Source organism: Flavobacterium glaciei, assembly GCF_003350545.1.
GTDB lineage: Bacteria > Bacteroidota > Bacteroidia > Flavobacteriales > Flavobacteriaceae > Flavobacterium > Flavobacterium glaciei.
In genome coordinates, this window is sequence record NZ_QQBA01000014.1 from 1 (window position 1) to 22967 (window position 22967).

The 22967-nt window shown below is 35.1% G+C and carries 14 protein-coding genes and 2 tRNA genes; 5 read left to right on the forward strand and 11 right to left on the reverse strand.

Annotated elements, in window-relative coordinates:
• Positions 1 to 182 precede the first annotated feature (182 nt).
• From DFR66_RS11495 to DFR66_RS13935, 9 genes are all read right to left on the reverse strand, one after another.
• A tRNA-Asp gene (locus DFR66_RS11495) sits at positions 183 to 259 on the reverse strand.
• Positions 260 to 637: 378 nt separating this feature from the next.
• Positions 638 to 711, reverse strand: a tRNA-Asp gene (locus DFR66_RS11500).
• Positions 712 to 797: 86 nt separating this feature from the next.
• Positions 798 to 1724 (reverse strand): DUF58 domain-containing protein, encoded by a 927-nt coding sequence (locus tag DFR66_RS11505; protein WP_114754984.1) that lies wholly within the window; start codon positions 1722 to 1724, stop codon positions 798 to 800.
• Between the two features lie 167 nt (positions 1725 to 1891).
• Positions 1892 to 2209, reverse strand: coding sequence for a thioredoxin (gene trxA / locus DFR66_RS11510; protein WP_024980008.1), 318 nt, complete (start codon positions 2207 to 2209; stop codon positions 1892 to 1894).
• Positions 2210 to 2433: 224 nt separating this feature from the next.
• The gene (gene dnaE, locus DFR66_RS11515) at positions 2434 to 6978 is read right to left on the reverse strand and encodes a DNA polymerase III subunit alpha (RefSeq protein ID WP_114754985.1); all 4545 of its coding nucleotides are present in this window, start codon (positions 6976 to 6978) and stop codon (positions 2434 to 2436) included.
• A 213-nt stretch (positions 6979 to 7191) separates the two neighbouring features.
• Entirely contained in the window at positions 7192 to 8025 is an 834-nt protein-coding gene (locus DFR66_RS11520; RefSeq protein ID WP_146841199.1) for a porin family protein, read from the reverse strand.
• Positions 8026 to 8098: 73 nt separating this feature from the next.
• Complete coding sequence (locus tag DFR66_RS11525; protein ID WP_114754987.1) at positions 8099 to 13924, reverse strand: MBG domain-containing protein; 5826 nt, start codon at positions 13922 to 13924, stop codon at positions 8099 to 8101.
• Positions 13925 to 14347: 423 nt separating this feature from the next.
• The gene (locus DFR66_RS11535; RefSeq protein WP_114754988.1) at positions 14348 to 15424 is read right to left on the reverse strand and encodes a helix-turn-helix transcriptional regulator; all 1077 of its coding nucleotides are present in this window, start codon (positions 15422 to 15424) and stop codon (positions 14348 to 14350) included.
• A 146-nt stretch (positions 15425 to 15570) separates the two neighbouring features.
• Positions 15571 to 15744 (reverse strand): hypothetical protein, encoded by a 174-nt coding sequence (locus DFR66_RS13935; RefSeq protein WP_158634652.1) that lies wholly within the window; start codon positions 15742 to 15744, stop codon positions 15571 to 15573.
• A gap of 720 nt (positions 15745 to 16464) precedes the next feature.
• On the opposite strand from DFR66_RS13935, the gene leuC reads away from it, so the two are divergent.
• The 5 genes from leuC (at position 16465) to leuB (ending at position 21664) form a co-directional block, all read left to right on the forward strand.
• Positions 16465 to 17859, forward strand: coding sequence for a 3-isopropylmalate dehydratase large subunit (leuC, locus tag DFR66_RS11540; RefSeq protein ID WP_114754989.1), 1395 nt, complete (start codon positions 16465 to 16467; stop codon positions 17857 to 17859).
• A gap of 40 nt (positions 17860 to 17899) precedes the next feature.
• Positions 17900 to 18286, forward strand: coding sequence for a GxxExxY protein (locus tag DFR66_RS11545; RefSeq protein WP_114754990.1), 387 nt, complete (start codon positions 17900 to 17902; stop codon positions 18284 to 18286).
• 100 nt (positions 18287 to 18386) lie between these two features.
• Complete coding sequence (gene leuD / locus DFR66_RS11550) at positions 18387 to 18983, forward strand: 3-isopropylmalate dehydratase small subunit (protein ID WP_114754991.1); 597 nt, start codon at positions 18387 to 18389, stop codon at positions 18981 to 18983.
• Between the two features lie 59 nt (positions 18984 to 19042).
• Positions 19043 to 20569 (forward strand): alpha-isopropylmalate synthase regulatory domain-containing protein, encoded by a 1527-nt coding sequence (locus tag DFR66_RS11555; RefSeq protein ID WP_114754992.1) that lies wholly within the window; start codon positions 19043 to 19045, stop codon positions 20567 to 20569.
• A 33-nt stretch (positions 20570 to 20602) separates the two neighbouring features.
• On the forward strand, positions 20603 to 21664 hold the full coding sequence (leuB, locus tag DFR66_RS11560) for a 3-isopropylmalate dehydrogenase (protein WP_114754993.1): 1062 nt from the start codon (positions 20603 to 20605) through the stop codon (positions 21662 to 21664).
• A gap of 149 nt (positions 21665 to 21813) precedes the next feature.
• Here the strand turns inward: leuB and DFR66_RS11565 are convergent, their stop codons facing one another.
• Together DFR66_RS11565 and DFR66_RS11570 are read right to left on the reverse strand one after the other, a co-directional pair.
• Complete coding sequence (locus DFR66_RS11565; RefSeq protein WP_035668600.1) at positions 21814 to 22176, reverse strand: RNA recognition motif domain-containing protein; 363 nt, start codon at positions 22174 to 22176, stop codon at positions 21814 to 21816.
• Between the two features lie 156 nt (positions 22177 to 22332).
• Complete coding sequence (locus DFR66_RS11570; protein WP_114754994.1) at positions 22333 to 22818, reverse strand: DUF6252 family protein; 486 nt, start codon at positions 22816 to 22818, stop codon at positions 22333 to 22335.
• Positions 22819 to 22967: the final 149 nt, after the last annotated feature.

The following is a 22967-nucleotide window of genomic DNA, read 5'->3' on the forward strand; positions in this document are numbered from 1 at the left end:
AATTTAGAGGCGTTAGAAACGTTGCGTTTTTCCTTTTTAGGCTAACTAATATTTATGCTTAATTTTTGCTTCCCCACAGGTTTTAGGATTGATCCATTGTATGGCAATATAAATCAGAGTTGTTTTAATTAATAAACATGCTAAAACAAAAAAGCTTTTCTTAAAGAAAAGCTTTTTATTACTGGCGGTCTGGACGGGACTCGAACCCGCGACCCCATGCGTGACAGGCATGTATTCTAACCAACTGAACTACCAAACCAGTATTTTAATCTATAACATTCTAATTCTTCAACCCAGTTCTGGAATAGAACCCGTCTCGTTCTCAAAACGAGATGACAGGAATGTATTCTAACCAACTGAACTACCAAACCAGTATTATTCTTTATTCAAAATTTAGTATTTTCATTCAAAATGGATTGAAAAACACTCACTTAAACCTGATAGTTAAAGGACTAAAAAAATGACCGTAGCCTTCTCTTAAAGCAAAAAAGCTATTCGCCGAGGCGAAAAGCTTTTCATTGGTCTAACTACTAAACCTACTACGAGTTACAAATTCGTAGCAAACAACACAACTAACGTTAAAAACCTTATGTGGGCAAAAAAGCCTTTCTGTTATGAAAGGCTTTTCCCAATATTGCGGTCTGGACGGGACTCGAACCCGCGACCCCATGCGTGACAGGCATGTATTCTAACCAACTGAACTACCAAACCTCTGCGTTATTGCGGTGGCAAAGATACAATAGATTTCCGTTTACACAAGCATTTTTAGAAAAAAATATTGATAAATTTTAACCTTATTACCCAAAGTTTTGTTTTTCAACTAAGTATGTCATTAAAATTTTTTCAAAATTTTCCCCAACACTTACCGGAATATACTTTATTCGGTTTTGCGAGCAAGTCAAAGCGATTTTCTTGAAGTAACTTTCTATCTGTTTTTCGTATTCATCTTTGACATTATCAGCAAAAACAGCCACTTCTTCTCCCGTTTCAACATCAATAAACTTCCTTGGAGCATTATCAAAGTCAAAATTCAGCTCTGTTTTGTTATCGACAACATGAAATAAGACCACTTTATGCTTGTTGTGTTTCAGATGTTGCAATGCATTAAACAACGCCTCTTCATTATCGGACTGAAACATATCCGTGAATAGGATAATCATAGAACGACGGTGGATTTTCTCGGCTATTTGATGCAAGAATGTAATTGTATCAGTACTTTTCTTAACCACAGATTTCTCTAAAAGCCCTTCAAGTGTATTTAAAATCATTCGGTGATGGCGATCACTGCCTTTTTCAGGCGCGTAGTACTCGTATGTATCCGAAAACACGCTAAGTCCAACAGCATCGCGTTGCTTCTTTAAAAGATTCATTAAAACTGCCGAAGCCAAAACCGAAAAGCCGATTTTGTTTTCAAAAAATTGCTGACTGTCTTTTAACTTAGGATAATGCATCGACGAAGAATTATCAATAATAAGATGACATCGTAAATTAGTTTCTTCCTCAAAGCGCTTGGTGTACAAACGATCTGTTTTGGCAAACAATTTCCAATCAATATGTTTAGTACTTTCGCCTACGTTATAGACTTTATGCTCTGCAAATTCAGCCGAAAAACCATGAAACGGACTTTTATGCATTCCTGATATAAAACCTTCAACCACTTGATTGGCTAGTAATTCTAAATGCTGAAAACTGGAAATTTTTTCTATTTGCGAGTCGATCTTCATATTCCAAATATATTAAAAGATTGTTCGATTTAAAAATTAAAGAATTACAGAATCAAAAATAAATCAAGATGCTGAAATAAATTTAGCTTAAACAAAAAAAAGGCTTGACTTTCGCCAAACCTTTTATCTGAATCCATACAGATTCTATATAAATCATAATCTACCGATTACAACAAAGCGTCTAAACTATCCGCGTAAGTTTGTTTAGGAGCAACTCCTACTTGTTTCCCTACAACTTCTCCGTTATGAAAAACTAATACTGTTGGGATATTTCTCACTCCGTATTTGGCAGCAAATTCTTGATTTGCATCAACATCTACTTTCCCTACAACAACTTTTCCTTCGTATTCATTGCTTAACTCATCAATGATTGGACCTACCATTCTACAAGGTCCACACCATGCTGCCCAAAAATCTACCATTACCGGTTTGTCTGATTTCAAAACTACTTCTTCAAAAGTAGCATCTGTTATTGCTAATGCCATATTTATTTTTATTTAGATTTATTGTTTGAAAATTTAAATTCCAACTAGGATACAAATTTAGAAATTAAAAACTAATCAAACGCTATTAGTAAATTAGTTTTGACTATTAATATATTGTCAATTCTTATCAAACTATTTCAACCCATTTAAGTTTGCAAGGTTTAGTAGCTATTTGCTTCGTTAGTTCTTTTTAACTGTCTGCCTCAGGGCCATGAAATACGGTTCTAATTCAGCTTAAAGTTAATTTGCATTTTCTCCAGCTCCACTAGTAATTCGTTAGAAATCTTGATTTTTAGCTTTCTACTTGGCATAACTAGCTTAGTAACCACTTTTATTTCTTCAACTTCTTCTATTTTAGCATCTGTTCCTGTCTCTGGAATTTCAAGAGTTCCCGTTTCAGAATCTTCATTCTCATCTGCAAAAGCTACCTCTTCATTTTCAATTTCAACAGCAGCAACAGAAACCATTTTTTTTGTTTTTTCTAATTCCATAATTTCAAAAGTTACTGTATTATCTCCCTTATTATCTTGAAAAAGGTGACTCAATTTATGGATAAAATCTGTTTTTAAATCAGCAATATTCAAAAGTACAACTAACTTTCTAGCGAAGGCTTCTAAGACATCCTGCAATTGCTTTACCTCCACAAATTGCAATCTCGGCTCCCCTTTTTTTCCAGTGTCACGATCAGTCCAACCCTCTTTTACCAATACTTTGATAAACGTAAAATTATTTTGTATAAAGAAATGGCGGAACTTTAGATATTCCTCTCCAAAAATTCTAAACTCATAACTTTCATCATAACCTTCTAAGGTAAACATACCCCAGCCTTTCCCATTTTTGGCTACACGATGCTGCACATTATTGATAATTCCACCAAACGCCAAGTTTTTATTAACATGAAGTTCCATATTTTTTAATGCCTCTATCTTGGCATTACAGAAATATTTCATTTCAAATTTGTAATCATCAAGCGGATGTCCCGAGATGTAAATCCCAACAACCTCTTTTTCTTTTGCCAATTTTTCCATAGTGCTCCAATCCTCACATGGTGGAACAACAGGTTCTTCAATTTGCACTTCACTGGTATCTCCAAACAAACTTACTTGCGATGAATTTTCATTTTCCTGAAATTTCGATCCGTATCGAATCGCTTTTTCATAAAAAGTAATTCCATCACCATCATCATGAAAATATTGTGCTCTCGTAGTTCCTGTAAACGAATCAAATCCTCCAGCTAAAGCCAGATTTTCTAATGCTTTTTTATTCGCTGCACGCAAATCGATACGCTTTGTCAGATCAAAAATCGATTTGTATTTTCCATCTTTTCTATTTTCTACAATAGTCGCTACTGCCCCAGAACCTACTCCTTTAATAGCTCCCATTCCAAAACGGACCGCGTAATCATCGTTAACGGTAAACTTATAAAAAGACTCGTTCACATCAGGCCCTAAAACCTGCAATCCCATTCGCTTACATTCTTCCATAAAGAAAGAAACTTGCTTGATATCACTCATGTTATTAGACAATACAGCCGCCATATATTCAGCAGGATAATTAGCTTTTAAATAAGCTGTTTGATAGGCAATCCATGCATAACAAGTAGAGTGCGATTTATTAAAGGCATATTCTGCAAAGGCTTCCCAGTCTTTCCAAATTTTCTCCAGCTTATCTTCATCATGACCTTTGGCAGCAGCCTGACTGATAAATTTAGGTTTCATTTTGTCCAGAACGTCCTTTTGTTTTTTTCCCATTGCTTTACGCAAAACATCGGCATCACCCTTGGAAAAGTCTGCCAGTTTTTGGGACAAAAGCATTACCTGCTCTTGGTAAACGGTAATTCCGTAGGTGTCTTTTAGTAATTCTTCACAAGCATCAAGATCATAAATAATCTCCTCTTCGCCATTTTTTCGCTTTACGAAACTCGGAATATAAGCAATTGGTCCTGGACGATACAACGCATTCATGGCAATCAAATCGGGAAATACTGTTGGTTTCAATTCCTTCATGTATTTCTGCATTCCCGGACTCTCATACTGGAAAATCCCTACCGTTTCACCACGCTGAAAAAGCTCGTATGTCTTTAAATCATCAATTGGAAACTCATCTGGATTAAGGTCGATTCCACTTCTATATTTAACTAATTTGACCGTATCTTTTATCAGGGTAAGGGTTTTCAAACCCAAGAAGTCCATCTTCAACAAACCGGCACTTTCTACCACCGAGTTGTCAAATTGAGTTACATACAAATCCGAATCTTTGGCGGTAGCCACAGGAACAAAATTCGTAATATCGCTAGGTGTAATAATCACCCCACAAGCATGAATACCTGTGTTTCTTAAATTTCCTTCTAAAACTTTTGCCTGCTGAATGGTTTCTCCACCCAAATCATCTTCATTAGCAAGGCTTATTAATTCTTTAATTTTATCATATTCCTCTGGACGAACCGCTTTCTTAATGATGTCTTCTTTTTCATTTAAAAAACGAGCTAAATTCCACTTGGAAGGCATCATTCCTGGAATCAATTTCGCAATTTTATCGGCTTCAAATAACGGTAAATCCAAAACACGGGCGGTATCACGAATCGCCGATTTTGTTGCCATTTTACCGTATGTAATAATTTGCGCCACTTGTTTCGAACCGTATTTTCGGATTACATAATCCATTACGCTGCTTCGGCCTTCGTCGTCAAAATCGATATCAATATCGGGAAGTGACACACGATCCGGATTCAGGAAACGCTCAAAAAGCAGGTTGTATTTTAAGGGATCTATATTGGTGATTTTCAAACAATACGCCACCACTGAACCCGCAGCTGAACCCCTTCCAGGCCCTACAGAAACTCCCATGCTTCTCGCCTCAGCGATTAAATCCTGTACAATCAGGAAATAACCAGGATAACCAGAATTAGAAATCGTTAACAATTCAAAATCCAATCGTTCCTGAATTTCTTCAGTAATTACAGGATATCTTTTTTTAGCTCCTTCAAAAGTAAGATGTCTTAAATACGCATTTTCTCCACGTACTCCGCCATCAACTGCATCTTCGGGATTATTAAATTCAACTGGAATTTCAAATTTTGGAAGCAAAACTTCACGCGCCAAATCGAAAATCTCGATTTTATCCACAATCTCTGAAATATTCGAAATTGCTTCTGGCAAATTTGCAAAAAGCTGTTTCATTTCGTCTCCCGACTTGAAATAGTATTCCTGATTAGGCAATCCGTAACGATAGCCGCGACCACGGCCAATAGGCGTAGTTTGCTTTTCACCATCTCGCACACACAACAAAATATCATGTGCATTAGAATTTTCCTTATCTATATAAAAGGTATTATTTGTAGCAACGATCTTAACATCGTGCTTTCTTGCCAATGAAATCAAAGACGCATTCACCCGATTTTCATCTTCCTGATTGTGACGCATCACCTCAATGTAGAAATCTTCCTTGAATTCGTTTTTCCACCAAATCAAAGCTTCTTCGGCTTGATTTTCACCAATGTTTAAAATCTTATTTGGGATTTCGCCATAGAGATTTCCAGACAAAACAATAATATCTTCTTTGAATTCCTGAATGACTTTCCTATCGATTCGGGGCACATAATAAAAACCTTCTGTATATGCAATAGAGGACATTTTAGCCAAATTATGATAGCCTTTTTTGGTCTTCGCCAAAAGGACTATTTGGTACCCATTGTCCTTAACAGATTTATTTTTATGGTCTTCGCAAACAAAAAATTCGCAACCCACAATTGGTTTCATCGGAACTTCGGTAGGTTCTTCACCATTTTCGATTGCCGCTTTATTTTTGGCTTCAGCCGCTTTATTATGGTATAAAATATCTCGGACAAAATGAAAAGCACCCATCAAATTCGCATGATCCGTCATGGCTACGGCTGGCATTTTTTGTTGTGCCGCTGCTTTTACCAATGCTGCAATGCTAATGGTAGATTGCAACACTGAGAACTGTGTATGATTATGTAAATGAACGAACTGTGTATCAACAAGAACCTTTTTATTCTCAGAAAGTTCTGCTCTGGAAACGGCAGGAGCTTGTTTTTCTCCAAACTGCTGACGAATTTTATCAGATGCTTCCTTGAGATTTATATGCTTTAAACCAATGAGTTTAATCTCATTTGGATTCTTACTTTTAAAATCTTGAAAATAACTAGCTGGAACATCCAGTTCCTCTTTTGTGAAAACATCACGACGAATCAACTCCAAGAAACAACGCGTAGTTGCCTCCACATCGGCAGTCGCATTGTGCGCTTCGCCGAAAGGTTTATTAAAAAGATAAGAGTGCAATTCCGTTAGCGTAGGCAATTTGAACTTTCCTCCTCGACCACCCGGCAATTTCAATAAGGAAGCGGTAACTTCCGTACAAGTGTCGAGAATGGGCATGGAACTCATATGGCTTTCAACGCCCATTCTATAAAACTCACAACCCATAATATTGATGTCAAAACCTAAATTCTGACCCACAATAAATTTAGCTTTACCTAAGGCAATATTGAATTTTTCCAAAACTTCCACCAACGAAATACCTTCAGCTTCAGCTAGTTCCGTAGAAATACCGTGAATTCGTTCCGCGTCATAAGGAATATTAAAACCTTCGGGCTTGACCAAATAATCTTGATGCTCGATGAGTTTTCCCATATCATCGTGCAACTGCCAAGCAATTTGAATACAACGCGGCCAATTATCCGTATCTGAAATGGGAGCGCCCCAACGTTTTGGTAATCCTGTAGTTTCGGTATCGAATATTAAGTACATAAATCCCCTTCCCAGCCCTCCCCAAAGAGAAGGGTGCCTAAACCCATAGATTTAGACAGTGTATTTAACTGGTTTTAAACACTTTAAAATTAATGAAAGTAGCAAAAAATGAATTTCAAATTTAGGCTTTTTTTAGTCTAAAGAAAAGGGAAGTTATGAACAAAAAAAGGCCTTGATTTCTCAAGACCTTAGTAATTATTCAAACCAAAATACTTATTTAAAATTCCAACCTAATGTTAATCCAAACGCTACAGGCTTGATTGTTGCCTCTTTATCTGTGCTGTATAAACCATTTGCTTTTCTATCGGTAATCGATTTTTGACTATATCCAATGTAAGACTCATTCTGTTTTTGATCTAAAATGGAACTATATCCACTATCTAAAAACATAGCTGCATATAAGGCGTTCTTCTCTCCCATCTGAAAAGTAAAACCCAATTCAAAACTACTCATCAATATACCTTTTGTCTGGTATTCTCCTGATTGAGAATAAGGCGATTGTGTTCCAAAACCATAGTCTGGCAAATCATTAATAGTTAAATTAACATCCGGATAATAACCAACTCCAGTAACAGCATTTGCAGAAGCTTCGATCTTATAATTTACAGGTAAAAAATACTTAACTCCAGCTCTAAAGTTGAAATCAACACCAACATTAATATTTCTTCTATACTGCACAAAAAATGGAATTTGAATAGCTTGCAATGTTTGCTCCTCTCGATAATTAGCACTTGTTACGTTATAAATAAATGCAGATGTAGTCTCATCAACTTCAAAATTTGATTGTATTGCATCGCCCTTAGTCAAAAATACTTTTTGTTTGTATTGTGCAAATTCGACACCAGATCCAATACCAATGTGTTCTGTTATATTATAAATGTATCCTGCTTTAACAGCGCCTCCTATTTTATGACTTGCTCTAACACCTTTTACATCGCTTTGAATATTAGCAATTCCTGACTGTACGCCAACGTAAAACTGGGCACTTGCTGCTGTAGAGAAAAGCGCGGCAACTAGTACTAGTATCTGTTTATTATTAAATTTCATATGTATGTTATTTTCATAGGAATAATCCATCCTCTCTTTGTTTAAAAAAGAGGATTTCATATCCATAAATTAGTTAGTTTCTTACTAAAAGATTTTTCGTAAACATCTTACCATTAGACAAAGTAAGTTTCACAATATAAATACCGTCTACACTTGGTGCAACCATCTCAATTGTGCTTTCATTAACCACTTTGTCTGTCATTAATGACCCAAGTATATTGAACACCGTCACGCGAGCATTTTGGATTTTAGCAGACTCTATATTGGTAATTAATTGGTAGCTTGAGTTACTTCGTACTGGATTAGGAGCAATATTCATGGTTTCTACTACTCCATTAGATGTTATAACTAACGGACAAGTACTAATTAGTGTTCCGTCTTTCTTTGTTGCAACTGCATAGTAAGTACCATTTAATACGCCTGTTTCTTTGAAGTATTGCGCTGTTTGACCAGCAACTACTACTCCGTTTTTATACCATGTATAAGCAACAAATTGATTTGAACTATTGTCGAAGAAGATAACATCTTCAAATTGTTTTCTAATCAAATTTGGCTGGCTATTTACAACAGGCAATACAATACTTGGTGCTGCATTGAAATTATTATCTCCTACTTGAGAAGCTGTAATCGTTGCTGAACCAGGATTTACAAACACCAATTCGTTATTTACAATTGTTGCCACATTGCTATTTGAAGATGAAAAACTGATTCCTAAACCACTAGTAGAAGTCGCAGTCAACGCTATTGAAGCTGAGCTACCACAATCTGAAACTAAGGTTTGATTCCAAGTAATTTCTTGGTTGGCTTTAGTAATGTTATAGTTGGCAGACACAAAATTAATTACATAATTAGCACCAGCACTTAAAGTGTTTTGCGATATTGCATATGTCCCAACATTCTCACCTATTGCTCTATTTAAAGCTCCAGTAAAGGAGTCTCCACTAAGTAAACTAGGTGTAACAATATAAGTTAGAGGAACCTCTGTTGTGCCATATACTTTAGTTTTTGCAGCTGCAGTTACGTTAATTGGTTTTGCGGTAATAGCAAAATCTTTAGCTACATAAGTAATTGTATAATTGGAACCTGCGCTTAAATTATTTTGTTCAATTGCATAAGTACCCACATTCTCACCTGCAACTCTTGACAAAGTTCCTGTGAAAACATCTGTTCCTACCAGACTTGGCGAAACTGAATACGTTAAACTAGGATCTGTTGTTCCGTACACTTTAGTTTGTGAAGCATCAGCTGTTACTGTGATTGGTTTTGCAGTAATAGCAAAATCTTTAGCTACATAAGCAATTGTATAATTCGAACCTGCGCTTAAATTATTTTGTTCAATTGCATAAGTACCCACATTCTCACCTGCAACTCTTGCCAAGGCTCCTATGAAAGCATCTGTTCCTACCAGACTTGGAGAAACTGAATACGTTAAACTAGGATCTGTTGTTCCATACACTTTAGTTTGTGAAGCATCAGCTGTTACTGTGATTGGTTTAGCTGCAATTGTAAAATCTGACGAAACAAACGATATTGTATAATTAGCTCCAGCACTTAATGTTCCTTGTGCAATCGCGTAAGTACCAGCGTTCTCTCCCACTACTCTTGATAATGTTCCTGTGAAAGTATCTGTTCCTGCCAGACTTGGCGAAGCTGAATACGTTAAACTAGGATCTGTTGTTCCATACACTTTAGTTTGTGAAGCATCAGCTGTTACTGTGATTGGTTTTGCGGTAATAGCAAAATCTTTAGCTACATAAGCAATTGTATAATTCGAACCTGCGCTCAAATCTCCTTGTGTTATTGCATAAGTACCCACATTCTCACCTGCAACTCTTGACAAAGTTCCTGTAAAAGCATCTGTTCCTACCAAACTTGGCGAAACTGAATACGTTAAACTAGGATCTGTTGTTCCATACACTTTAGTTTGTGAAGCATCAGCTGTTACTGTGATTGGTTTTGCGGTAATAGCAAAATCTTTAGCTACATAAGCAATTGTATAATTCGAACCTGCGCTTAAATCTCCTTGTGTTATTGCATAAGTATTCACATTCTCACCTGCAACTCTTGCCAAAGTTCCTGTGAAAGCATCTGTTCCTACCAAACCTGGAGAAACTGAATACGTTAAACTAGGATCTGTTGCTCCATACACTTTAGTTTGTGAAGCATCAGCTGTTACTGTGATTGGTTTTGCAGTAATAGCAAAATCTTTAGCTACATAAGCAATTGTATAATTAGAACCTGCGCTCAAATCTCCTTGTGTTATTGCATAAGTACCCACATTCTCACCTGCAACTCTTGTCAAAGTTCCTGTAAAACCATCTGTTCCTACCAGACTTGGCGAAACTGAATACGTTAAACTTGGATCTACTGCTCCATACACTTTTGTTTTAGCATCAGCTGTTACTGTGATTGGTTTTGCGGTAATAGCAAAATCTTCAGCTTCATAAGTGATTGCATAATTAGATCCAGCACTTAAGTCATTTTGTTCGATTGCATAAGTACTCACATTCTCACCTGAAACTCTTGTCAAAGTTCCTGTGAAAACATCTGTTCCTACCAGACTTGGCGAAACTGAATACGTTAAACTAGGATCTACTGCTCCATACACTTTTGTTTTAGCATCAGCTGTTACTGTGATTGGTTTTGCGGTAATAGAAAAGTTAGCACCAGCGTAAGTAATTAAATATTTAGACCCAGCAGAAAGTGAACCTTGATTAATAGCATAATTACCAATATTTTTACCACTAACTCTTGTTAAAGATCCTGTAAATGAATCTCCAGAAAGCAAACTTGGTGACGCTGTATAAGTTAAAACAGGTTCACTCTCCCCATATACTTTAGTTTGAGAAGGTGTTGCAGTTACGGTAATTGGGATTTGATTTAATTTCAGTATATAATCATAGGTAGCACTACAACTATTAGCATCAGTAGCGGTAACCGTAAAATTACTATCAGCAATTTGAGTCGAAATACCTGTTATCTGTCCAGCTGTTGATAGCGAAAAACCAGAAGGCAAACTTCCCGCTGTGACTGCATACGTTTTAGATCCTGTTCCTCCTGAAGCTACTATAGTTTGACTATATCCAGTATTATAATCATAACCAGACAAAACTGTTGTTGTGAAATCAATTACCGTTGGTTGTGTAATGGTAACACTTGCTGTTGTTGTACAAGAATTAGCATCAGTGATTGTACAAGTATATGTTCCTGCGGCTAATCCAGAAGCTGTTGCAGCTGTTCCACCACTTGGAGACCATGAATAAGTATAACCTGATGTTCCACCAGATACAGATACTGTTGCACTTCCAGTAGGACCACCGTTGCAAGACACATTGGTTTGCGTTGTAAGATTTGCCACTAAAGCTGTTGGTTCTGTAATGGTGACACTTGTTGTTGTTATACACGAACTAGCATCAGTGATTGTACATGTATATGTTCCTGCGGCTAATCCTGTTCTGTCTTCAGTTGTGATTCCTCCACCCCAGTTGAAAGTGTAGGGAGCAGTTCCTCCTGTTGGGGTTAAATTGATTGCCCCATTTGATCCTCCATTACAAGACACATCTGTTTGCGATGTAGTTGCTGTTGCAATAATTACCGCAACACTATCTGTAGCTGAACAACCATTAGCATTAGTTGCTGTAACCGTATATGTACCTGATGTTGCAGGTGTCATATTTGCTGTATTAGTAGCTCCTGTTATAGAACCTCCATTGGTAGCTACCCAAGAATAACTACCATCTGAATTGCTAATTACTAAATTACTAATTGTAACTGTTGCAGCTCCAAACTTATTATCTACTGTATGCATATTAAATGCAAATGTTTGACCAGCTGTTACATTGACTGTCATAGTACCTGATTGAGTTTCTGGGCGTGAAGTATTAATATTATATCCTTGCATTATTGTCGCAACTCCGTTTACTATGACTTGAGGATAATCAGAAAAACCTCCATCATCTGTACTATATGCCCAATTAAATGAAACAGTTGTATTGGGAGTAAAAGTAATAGAATAACTAGAATCCCCTGGGCTTCCACCAAAAAAATTATCCCCATTATTATTTCCACCAGTAATAGTTATACTTGCCGGAGCATTAGTTGTGTTTACATTACCATCGGCATTTGCGTTAGCAAAAGCCCAGTTAGCTGGTGCATAAGCTCCTTGAAAATTCGTTGATATATTTGTAGCTGTAATTGGCGTAATAGCATTTGCACAATAGGTTACAGTTGTTGGCCCAGCATCTACAGTCATAACGTTTGGCTGGGTAATGGTAACACTTGCTGTTGTTGTACACGAATTTGCATCAGTGATTGTACATGTATATGTTCCTGCTGTTAAACCAGTAGCTGTTGCAGCTGTTCCTCCAGTTGGAGACCATGAATAAGTATAACCTGATGTTCCACCAGATACAGTAACTGTTGCGCTACCATTGGATCCACCGTTACAAGACACATTGGTTTGAGCCACTGTAAAAGATACATCACATAAATTGTTAATAGCAACAGTAAACTGCTTTTCAAAAAATAAATTTCCCTGATCTGTAGTTCTAATTCTAATTGCATACGAGCTTTTAGTCTCAAAATCTGGACTTGCTGTAATTCTTAAACTATTTCCGCTGATATTAAAAGAAGCATTGTCGGTACTTCCTGTTCCTGCAACTAAAGTATATGTGAATGTATTTGCTGCATCTGCATCTATAGAACTAAAAATTCCAACGCTTGAATTGCCAGCTACGTTTTCATTAATAGCTGATGCAGAAAGTGAAATATCTGTTGGTGCTTCGTTTACATTATTTACAGTAATGGTAAACTCTTTTTCAAAACTTAAATCGCCATTATCGGTGGTTCTTACACGAATTAAGTAAGACGACTTGGTTTCAAAATCTGGACTAGCATTGATTGTCAAAGTATTTCCTGAGATATTAAAAGAAGTATTGTCGGTACTTCCTGTTCCTGCAACCAAAGTATATGTGAATGTATCTGCTGTGTTTGCATCTGTAGAACCAAAAGTTCCAACGGTTGAATTGGCAGCTTTGTTTTCATTAATAGCTGATGCAGAAAGTAAAATGTCTGTTGGAGCGATGTTTAAATTTCCATTTATTGGGTTAAAATTTGTCCAAACTGCTGCTGCCTCATAAGCTGCTTCACTACCAATAGGTACATTTAAAGCACACGCTGACTGATTTATTATTTGAAAAACATCTGCACTAATAGCAATAGGGTTTAACACATAACAATTTACTGTTGTTAAATTAGTACAATTATAAAAAGCTTGCGACCCAATAGATGTCACCGAATTTGGTATAGTTACAGATGTTAAACTAGAACAAAATGAAAAAACATTACTTTCAATAGATGTCACCGAATTAGGAATAGTTACAGATGTTAAACTAGTACACGAAAAAAAAGCATTATATCTAATAGATGTCACCGAATTACCAATAGTTACATATGTTAAACCTGTACAATATTCAAAAGCAGCATTACCAATAGATGTCACCGAATTTGGTATAGTTATAGAAGTTAAACTATTACAACTTCCAAAAGCACTATTTCCAATAGATGTCACCGAATTAGGAATAGTTACAGATGCTAAACTAGTACAAGATTTAAAAGCAAAATCTCCAATAGAAGTTACTGCATGCCCAATAGTTACTGAAGTTAAATACCTAGACCCACTAAAAGCATTAATCCCAATAGAAGTTACGGTGTAGTTATTTCCATTATAGGTTACCGTTGATAAATCAGCGGCACCAAAGAACGAAAAAGTATGACCCGTAACAGTTGCAGTGTAGGGTGCGTTATCGCTCCCTGTGTATCTTATGTTGTTAACTGTAAAGTTAACCGCATAGATTTGGCTAAAAAATAGAAAAGCCAGTAATGAGTAAAGTTTATTCATATCTTATATTTTAGTTATTTTTAACAAACTATAAAAGAGTGCAAAGATATTATAGAAAAAAAACATTCGAGTAGCCCATTCGGACAAATCGATAGCCCATTCGGACATTTTCACTATTTTTTTTAAGAAGAAAAAAAAAAAAAAAAAAAAAAAAAAAAAAACTTAAAAAAAAAAAAAAAAAAAAAAAAAAAAAAAAAAAAAAAAAAAAAAAAAAATTAAAAAAAAAAAAAAAAAAAAAAAATTTTTTTTTTTTTTTTTTTTTAAAAAAAAAAAAAAAAAAAAAAAAAAAAAACATAAATCCTTGAACACAAAAGGATATACCCAACGTAAAAAACAAGCAACAAAAAAAGGATTCATGCAAAATGATAAGTTGCATAAATCCTTTTAATGGGTGGCAATAATTTTGAATCTAAAAAAGTAATTTTACTGTATCGTACTTTCTGGACGCAACTCTGAAGGGAGTTTTTCATGCTTTCGTCTGAAGGCCGCACTAAATTTACCGGGACTGTCGTAGCCTACTGCGAGCGCAATTTGTTTAATTTGCATGTTTGTGTTTTTAAGCATCTGTAAAGCTAGTTCCATTCTCTTATCGATATTATATTGTAGTATAGAAGAACCATAAACCGATTTAAAGTCTGTTTTTAATTTTGATTTAGAAATCCGGAGTTTCTCGGACAATGCATCTATTCCAATAAAAGGTTTGGATAAATTTGTAGTAATTAGCAACTCACATTTTGCTATTTTTTTATAATCCACAGACCCTTTTCCTTGGTAATCATTAGTGCGATTGTCTAAAAAAACATGCTTAAAAAAGGAAGTTAACAAACTTAGCGATTGTGATTTCAAAATTGTTTTATTTAAAACATCTGAATTAAATATTTTGAATGTTTCTAAAATATCTTGAGATAATTCCTCCGCATTGGGCACAATATCTTGATAGGATATAAAACCTTTGTCAGAATCTAAAAACTTTTTGAAAGGAATATTTCGATCCAATTGATCCAGCGGAATATGATCTTGAATCCAACTTGGGCTAACGTAATAGATATAAAAGAGGCATTTAGATCCTTTATAAAAACAAGCACCCACATCAACACCAGGTTTTTTGAAAGCCCAAAATTTATTTTGGAAAGGCATTTTATTGATAAACATATTATTCAACTTCACTTCACTTTCAAAAACCGAAAATGTTATGGAATAATGATCACTAGGAACATCAGGAGCATAGACTGATTTTATTACGCTATCATGCTTAAACTCTATATCAGTAATGGTAAGCCACAAGCCATCATCTATTTTGCGATAACGCATGGTACCTTTAATAAAAGGATTGTTTCTACGAACCAATTGTTCACTAGCAAAATGTTTACTGCCAGGACTTTTTATTGTGGATTCTATGAATAATTCGGGGGTATTTGCTACAAAAGGGAATTCAAAAAAACCATCCTGATAGAACTTAAAATTAGGCTTGATAAATTGGAACCATTTTGATAAATTCATATTTTTGATTTACATATCCTAGTAACAGAACCTTTTCAATAAGATTTCTAAGAAAACAATTCTTAAAAAAATTAAAAACCATATCATACAAGAATAAATTTTAAGCAAATTAACAAAATTTATTTAATACCAGAAATACAACACGATTATTTTACATAAGTCACTAGCTGATCTTTTACATGATGCTTGCTTCCTGGAGTTTTTATAGTTGCTTCTATCATCAACTCTGGCGTATTTGCCAAAAAAGGAAATTCAAAAAAACCAGATTGATAAAATTTTAAATTGGGTTTGATAAATTGGTACCACTTTGTTAAATTCATATTTTTAATTTACATATCATATCTGAGCGTCAAAACCTTCAATTAAGATTCTTTTACTAAAAAATCCAATAGATCTTGTAGAGCCGCATCAAAGAGGACTAAATTTAGAGCAAATTAACAAAAAACTATTTCAAGCCAAAAAAGCTACGCAACTATTTTTAAATAAATATGAACCCTCTAAATGAAAATTGCCTTTTTATTTTTCTAACATTACAGCATTAACTTTTTTATTTGAGCCTAAATTATATTTGTAATTAAAAAAACAACGGCAATAATTCTCTTTTGGATGTCGTAAAATTAAATCTTTGTAAAAAAGAAAAATATCCACTTTTAAAAGCCTTTAATTTAAAAAATAGAAGCAAAATACCATCTAATAACCAAGTACAAAACCCGCTAATTATTACTGATTTTATTAAAAAACCATGATTTTGATGCTAAAAATCAGTTATTGTATCGCAATTACATTAATTTGATAAATTATTAAAAACAATTACCTATAAATATTGACGCTTCTAAAGAGGAGAATTAAAGCAGAAACAAAAGAAGACTTTCTATATAAAAATTACAAAAATATTTTCGGATATCTGCATAAAGTGTTTTTGGGTATCGTATATAATGCAATATTCAAAAATATAGATTTGATTCTTTTTTTAGTTTTGCTTCCATTGTTATCACTTTAGCCAATTTGGCTATAAAAAAATACATTAAAAACATAATAAAATGAGCACTACATTATTTGACAAAGTATGGGATTCGCACGTGGTGCGAAAAATTGAAGATGGACCGGACGTGTTTTTTATTGACCGTCATTTCATCCATGAAGTTACTAGTCCTGTAGCTTTTTTAGGTTTAAAAGAAAGAGGAATTTCAGTATTATATCCAGAGCGTACTTTTGCTACTGCCGATCACAATACACCAACTATAAATCAACATTTACCGGTTCAAGATGCATTATCTGCCAATCAACTTAAGGCATTAGAAGATAACGCTGCAGAATACGGTATTTCGCACTGGGGACTAGGTCATAAAAAAAATGGAATTGTACACGTTGTAGGTCCTGAAAACGGAATTACTTTGCCTGGTGCCACTATTGTTTGTGGAGATTCACACACTTCTACGCATGGTGCTTTTGGCGCAATTGCCTTTGGTATTGGAACTTCGGAGGTTGAAATGGTTATGGCTACACAATGTATCATGCAACCAAAACCAAAGAAAATGCGCATCAACGTAAATGGTAAATTGAGCAAAGGTGTTGGCCCAAAAGACGTTGCACTTTATATTATATCTAAATTAACAACTTCTGGAGGTACCGGATATTTTGCAGAATATGCAGGAAACGTTTTTGAAGATATGTCGATGGAAGGCCGTATGACTGTTTGTAACTTGAGTATCGAAATGGGTGCTCGAGGTGGTATGATTGCACCTGACCAAAAAACATTCGATTTCTTAGAAGGAAGATTATACGCTCCAAAAGGCGAAGCTTGGACAAAAGCAGTTGAATATTGGAAAACTCTAAAAACCGATGCTGATGCTGTTTTTGATGCAGAATTAAATATTGATGCTGCAGATATCGAACCAATGATTACATATGGTACTAATCCTGGAATGGGAATTGGTATCTCAAAAAATATCCCGAATGCCAACCAAGTAGAAGGTGGCGAAGAAACATACAAAAAATCTTTAGCCTACATGGGGTTTGAAGAAAATGACGTAATGATTGGAAAACCAATTGATTTTGTTTTCTTGGGAAGTTGTACTAATGGTAGAATTGAAGATTTCAGGGCTTTTACAGAAATTGTAAAAGGGCGACAAAAAGCAGATAATGTTACGGCTTGGTTAGTTCCGGGTTCTCACGTAGTAGAAGCACAAATCAAAGAAGAAGGATTATTAGACATTCTTACTGAAGCTGGTTTTGTATTGCGCCAGCCAGGTTGCTCTGCTTGTTTAGCAATGAATGACGATAAAGTTCCTGCAGGAAAATATGCAGTAAGTACTTCAAACAGAAACTTCGAAGGTCGTCAAGGTCCAGGTTCAAGAACATTATTAGCAAGTCCAATTATGGCAGCTGCTGCTGCAGTAACGGGAGTATTGACAGATCCTAGAGACCTTTTTTAACTTTTCACCGCAAAGTCACAAAGGCGCAGAGTAAACAGATATGGATATAGATCGTTATGAAGAATTAGCAAAGGCAATTTTTTTTGCTAGCCTCGAGGTTCATAAAATTATGGGACCCGGTTTATTAGAATCTGTATATGAAATTTGTCTTTTAAAAGAATTACAATTGAGAAATATTTCAGCAGAAACTCAAGTAGGTATTCCTTTGCAATTTAAAGGTTTTGATTTATCGAAAGAATATAGGATTGATATTTTAGTTGAAAAAGAAATAATAATAGAATTAAAATCCATAGATATAATATTACCGGTACATCATGCCCAAATAATATCATACCTAAAATTAGCAGATAAAAGAATGGGATTTCTAATTAATTTTAATGTCCCGATTATAAAAAGTGGTTTTAAAAGGTTTGTAAATAATTACTAAAATCTATTAATTCTATCAAGAAAAAGCTTTACGCTTTACCAGTTAAATAATAATTAATATAGCATTGTGCCTTTGCGCCTTTGCGGTTAAATAAAATCAAATGGCATACGATAAATTTAATATTCTTACCAGTAGTGCGGTGCCACTACCAATAGAAAATGTGGATACAGATCAAATAATACCTGCACGTTTCTTAAAAGCAACCGAACGTGTTGGTTTTGGCGACAACCTTTTCCGTGACTGGAGATACAATGGAGATGGTACTCCAAAAGCAGATTTTGTACTAAATGACACAACGTATAGCGGGAAAATATTAGTTGGCGGAAAAAACTTCGGATCAGGTTCTTCAAGAGAGCACGCGGCTTGGGCAGTTTACGATTACGGATTCCGCGCTGTTGTTTCTAGTTTTTTTGCTGATATATTCAAAGGAAATTGCTTGAACATTGGTGTTCTACCGGTACAAGTGAGTCCAGAATTTGCAGACACAATTTTTAAGGCTATTGAAGCTGATCCAAAAACAGAATTGGAAATCAATCTTCCGGAACAAACTATTACGCTAAAAGCGACTGGTCAAAAAGAATCTTTTGACATTAATGGCTACAAAAAAAATAATATGTTGAATGGTTTTGATGATATTGATTATTTGCAAAACATCAAAGAAGAGATTGTTGGGTTTGCTGACAAACTTCCTTATTAAAAAACAATAATACCACTTCAAACTACTGAAGAAAAACTGCTTTTAGCATCAAATTTATAATGGAAAAAAGAAAAATTGAAATAATGGATACGACACTCCGTGACGGTGAACAAACCTCGGGAGTATCATTTTCTGCTGCAGAAAAACTAACCATAGCGCAATTATTGCTGGAAGAATTAAATATTGACAGAATCGAAATTGCTTCGGCACGTGTAAGTGAAGGAGAGTTTCAAGGCGTACAAGGGATTATGACTTGGGCTAATGAAAAAGAGTACTCTGATAGGATAGAAGTTTTAACCTTTGTTGATGGCGGCCTTTCAATAGATTGGATGAAAAAAACCGGAGCAAAAGTTCAGAATTTACTAACTAAAGGATCTTTGAATCACTTAACGCATCAGTTAAAAAAAACACCCGAACAGCATTTTAACGAAATTGCACATACAATAGAGTTAGCTAAAAAAAATAATATAGAAACTAATGTCTACCTGGAAGACTGGAGTAACGGAATGCGTAATTCCCCTGAATATGTGTTTCAGTATCTTGATTTTTTGACCAAACAACCTATCAAAAGAGTTTTGTTACCAGACACTTTGGGCGTTTTAATACCTTCGGAAACTTTTGAATTTATTTCGAAAATTATAGCAAGATACCCAAATACCCATTTTGATTTTCATGCACACAACGACTACGATTTAAGCATCGCAAATGTAATGGAAGCTGTAAAAGCTGGTATTCAAGGACTCCACGTGACCGTAAACGGAATGGGAGAACGCGCTGGAAATGCTCCACTTGAGAGCACTGTTGCTGTAATAAACGACTTTTTTCCACAAATAGAAATTGGCGTAAAAGAATCTTCATTATATTCTGTGAGTAAGTTGGTCGAAACTTTTACAGGTTACAGAATTCCGGCTAATAAACCAATTGTTGGTGACAATGTATTTACACAAACAGCCGGTATTCATGCTGATGGTGACAATAAAAATAATTTATATTTTAATGATTTACTTCCAGAACGTTTTGGAAGAAAACGAAAATATGCTCTTGGAAAAACATCTGGGAAAGCTAATATTGAAAAAAACCTTCAGGAATTAGGCCTTCAATTAAACCCTGACGATTTAAAGTTAGTTACGCAACGTATCATCGAATTAGGCGACAAGAAAGAAACTGTTACCAAAGAAGATTTACCTTATATAATCTCTGATGTTTTAGACAGCCAAACCTATCAAGAAAAAATTATTGTTGAGTCCTATATATTATCTCATGCAAAAGGCATGCGTCCATCGACCACTTTATCTTTAAAAATAGACGGCGAAATAATTGAGGAGCACGCACAGGGTGACGGACAATTTGATGCTTTTATGAATGCTCTGGCAAAAATATACAAAAGCAAAAATTTAGAATTGCCTAAATTGATTGATTATGCTGTACGAATTCCGCCAGGAAGTAGTTCTGATGCCTTATGCGAAACCATAATCACCTGGACGAACAATGAAAAAGAATTCAAAACCAGAGGACTTGATTCAGACCAAACAGTTGCCGCAATCATTGCAACACAAAAGATGTTGAATGTCGTTGCTACCCAATAATAAATAGAAATACATAAATATAAAATATACCTAATGAAATTTAACATAGCCCTTTTAGCCGGAGACGGAATTGGACCCGAAGTAATCAATGAAGCTGTAAAAGTTTCGGATGCTATTGCAAAAAAATTCAATCATGAAATCACTTGGACGCCTGCACTTACAGGAGCTTGTGCCATTGACGCCGTTGGAGTTCCTTATCCTGATGAAACACATGAAATTTGCATGGCTGCCGATGCTGTTTTATTCGGAGCTATTGGACATCCAAAATACGATAACGACCCAAGTGCGCCTGTAAGACCCGAACAAGGTTTGTTATTAATGCGCAAAAAATTAGGTTTGTTTGCTAATGTACGTCCAACCTTTACATTCCCATCCTTGATAGATAATTCTCCTTTAAAAAGAGAACGTATTGAAGGAACTGATTTGGTTTTCTTAAGAGAACTTACTGGAGGAATCTATTTTGGAGAAAAAGGAAGAAAAGACGATGGCGAAACTGCTTTCGATACTTGTACTTATACCAGATCTGAAGTACAACGTTTAGCTAAGAAAGGTTTTGAATTAGCCATGACCCGAACTAAAAAACTATGTTGTGTAGACAAAGCCAATGTGATGGAAACTTCTCGCTTGTGGAGAGAAACGGTACAGACAATGGAAAAAGACTATCCTGAAGTAACTGTAAGTTATGAGTTTGTAGATGCTGTAGCGATGCGTTTAGTACAATGGCCAAACTCTTATGATGTCTTGATTACTGAAAACTTATTTGGAGATATATTAACTGATGAAGCTTCTGTTATATCAGGTTCTATGGGATTGATGCCTTCTGCATCAGTAGGAGAACATACTTCATTGTACGAGCCTATTCATGGATCTTATCCACAAGCCACAGGATTAAATATCGCTAATCCATTAGCAACTGTTTTGTCTGCAGCTATGATGTTTGAAGATGCTTTTGGATTAAAAGAAGAAGCAGAAGCTATTAGAGCAGTTGTTAACAAATCATTAGAACAAGGAATTGTCACAGAGGATTTAGCTGGAAAAGATGCAAAAGCATACAAAACCAGTGAAGTGGGCGACTGGTTAGTTGCAAATCTGTAAAGTTTCATTTGTTTAAAATTGAGTAATCGCTAAGAATACAACCTAGAAAACAACACGCCTCTTAGCTTTTACTCAGACTTAAACAAGTTATAAACAACAAAAAAGGTGTCAATAAATTGACACCTTTTTTTATATTGTAGAAAAAAATATTAATATCCTCCTCTGTTTCCACCACCACGGTTATCTCCACCACGGCTGTTTCCACCACCATAACCACCGCGTGAATCTCCACCACGACTGTTATTGTTAAAACTTCTTCTTTCACCTTCTGGTTTAGGCTCAGATTTGTTTACTACAATTGCACGTCCTTGAACAGTCGCACCATTCAATTCATCAATTGCTTTTTGAGCTTCGTCATCATTTGTCATCTCAACAAAACCAAAACCTTTACTTCTTCCAGTAAATTTATCAGTAATGATTTTAACTGAATCAACTGCTCCGTAAGCCTCGAAAGACTCTCTTAAATCTGCTTCCTCAATACTGAACGGAAGGCTTCCAACAAAAATATTCATATGTACTTATTTAAATAATAGAACAAATGTACTCTAATTTTATTCTAATCTACTATACATTAGCTTATTTATGTTTTTATTTTAATTTCAAAAAAAAGAAAACAAATATCCTAAAGCAATATTTAAAGTGTTTTTAGTAAACTTACTGCTCGTAGATTACTGTCCTAGAGAACGAACTACAGGAATCTTATAAAAAACTCCATGTTGAAAATTTACAACTGGGTTAGCTAGCGAATTGCTATTTGCATTTTTAGCACTAAACTTAAAAGTACCAGTGATAGTATTGTTGACAGCATCATATTCGGTTATCTCAATTTGCCCCTCACCTATTCCAAACCCAGTAGAAAATGTAACCAAACCATTTGTAGCATCAGTAACTGTATAAATCGCTTTTTTGGACTCACTAGTTCCTAAAAAATAAATTTGATTACTTGTAGAAGTCGTTTTTAAGGATAATGTTTCATTTGCTGTAAAAGATTCTATTAGCAAAGAGCCATCAGCAGCAAGTGTCGCTTTAGTTTGAATGCCTCTCCAAAACACATTGTCCTTCATCCCTTGTAGCGAAGGATTATTAAAATTGATATTTTCTTCACAAGAGATTATTGAAAAAAGCATGACAATAAACACAAAATATTTTTTCATAAAACGCATCTTTTAGAGAAGCAAAAGTATGACATTAGATGTTAAAATACAGAAATTGAACTAAAAATAAAAACAAATACAAGACCTAAACCATTACTGTTCATTAAAATACTAATCGAATTAGTATTTATCGATAAAAAATGTATCTT

Excerpts from the sequence above, each read along its gene's own strand:
- leuD (WP_114754991.1), top strand. The coding sequence starts at position 18,387 with ATGGCATACGATAAATTTAATATTCTTACCAGTAGTGCGGTGCCACTA.
- DFR66_RS11525 (WP_114754987.1), bottom strand. The coding sequence starts at position 13,924 with ATGAATAAACTTTACTCATTACTGGCTTTTCTATTTTTTAGCCAAATC.
- DFR66_RS11535 (WP_114754988.1), bottom strand. The coding sequence starts at position 15,424 with ATGAATTTATCAAAATGGTTCCAATTTATCAAGCCTAATTTTAAGTTC.
- leuC (WP_114754989.1), top strand. The coding sequence starts at position 16,465 with ATGAGCACTACATTATTTGACAAAGTATGGGATTCGCACGTGGTGCGA.
- DFR66_RS11545 (WP_114754990.1), top strand. The coding sequence starts at position 17,900 with ATGGATATAGATCGTTATGAAGAATTAGCAAAGGCAATTTTTTTTGCT.
- DFR66_RS11505 (WP_114754984.1), bottom strand. The coding sequence starts at position 1,724 with ATGAAGATCGACTCGCAAATAGAAAAAATTTCCAGTTTTCAGCATTTA.
- leuB (WP_114754993.1), top strand. The coding sequence starts at position 20,603 with ATGAAATTTAACATAGCCCTTTTAGCCGGAGACGGAATTGGACCCGAA.
- DFR66_RS11520 (WP_146841199.1), bottom strand. The coding sequence starts at position 8,025 with ATGAAATTTAATAATAAACAGATACTAGTACTAGTTGCCGCGCTTTTC.
- dnaE (WP_114754985.1), bottom strand. The coding sequence starts at position 6,978 with ATGTACTTAATATTCGATACCGAAACTACAGGATTACCAAAACGTTGG.
- DFR66_RS13935 (WP_158634652.1), bottom strand. The coding sequence starts at position 15,744 with ATGAATTTAACAAAGTGGTACCAATTTATCAAACCCAATTTAAAATTT.
- DFR66_RS11565 (WP_035668600.1), bottom strand. The coding sequence starts at position 22,176 with ATGAATATTTTTGTTGGAAGCCTTCCGTTCAGTATTGAGGAAGCAGAT.
- DFR66_RS11570 (WP_114754994.1), bottom strand. The coding sequence starts at position 22,818 with ATGAAAAAATATTTTGTGTTTATTGTCATGCTTTTTTCAATAATCTCT.
- DFR66_RS11555 (WP_114754992.1), top strand. The coding sequence starts at position 19,043 with ATGGAAAAAAGAAAAATTGAAATAATGGATACGACACTCCGTGACGGT.
- trxA (WP_024980008.1), bottom strand. The coding sequence starts at position 2,209 with ATGGCATTAGCAATAACAGATGCTACTTTTGAAGAAGTAGTTTTGAAA.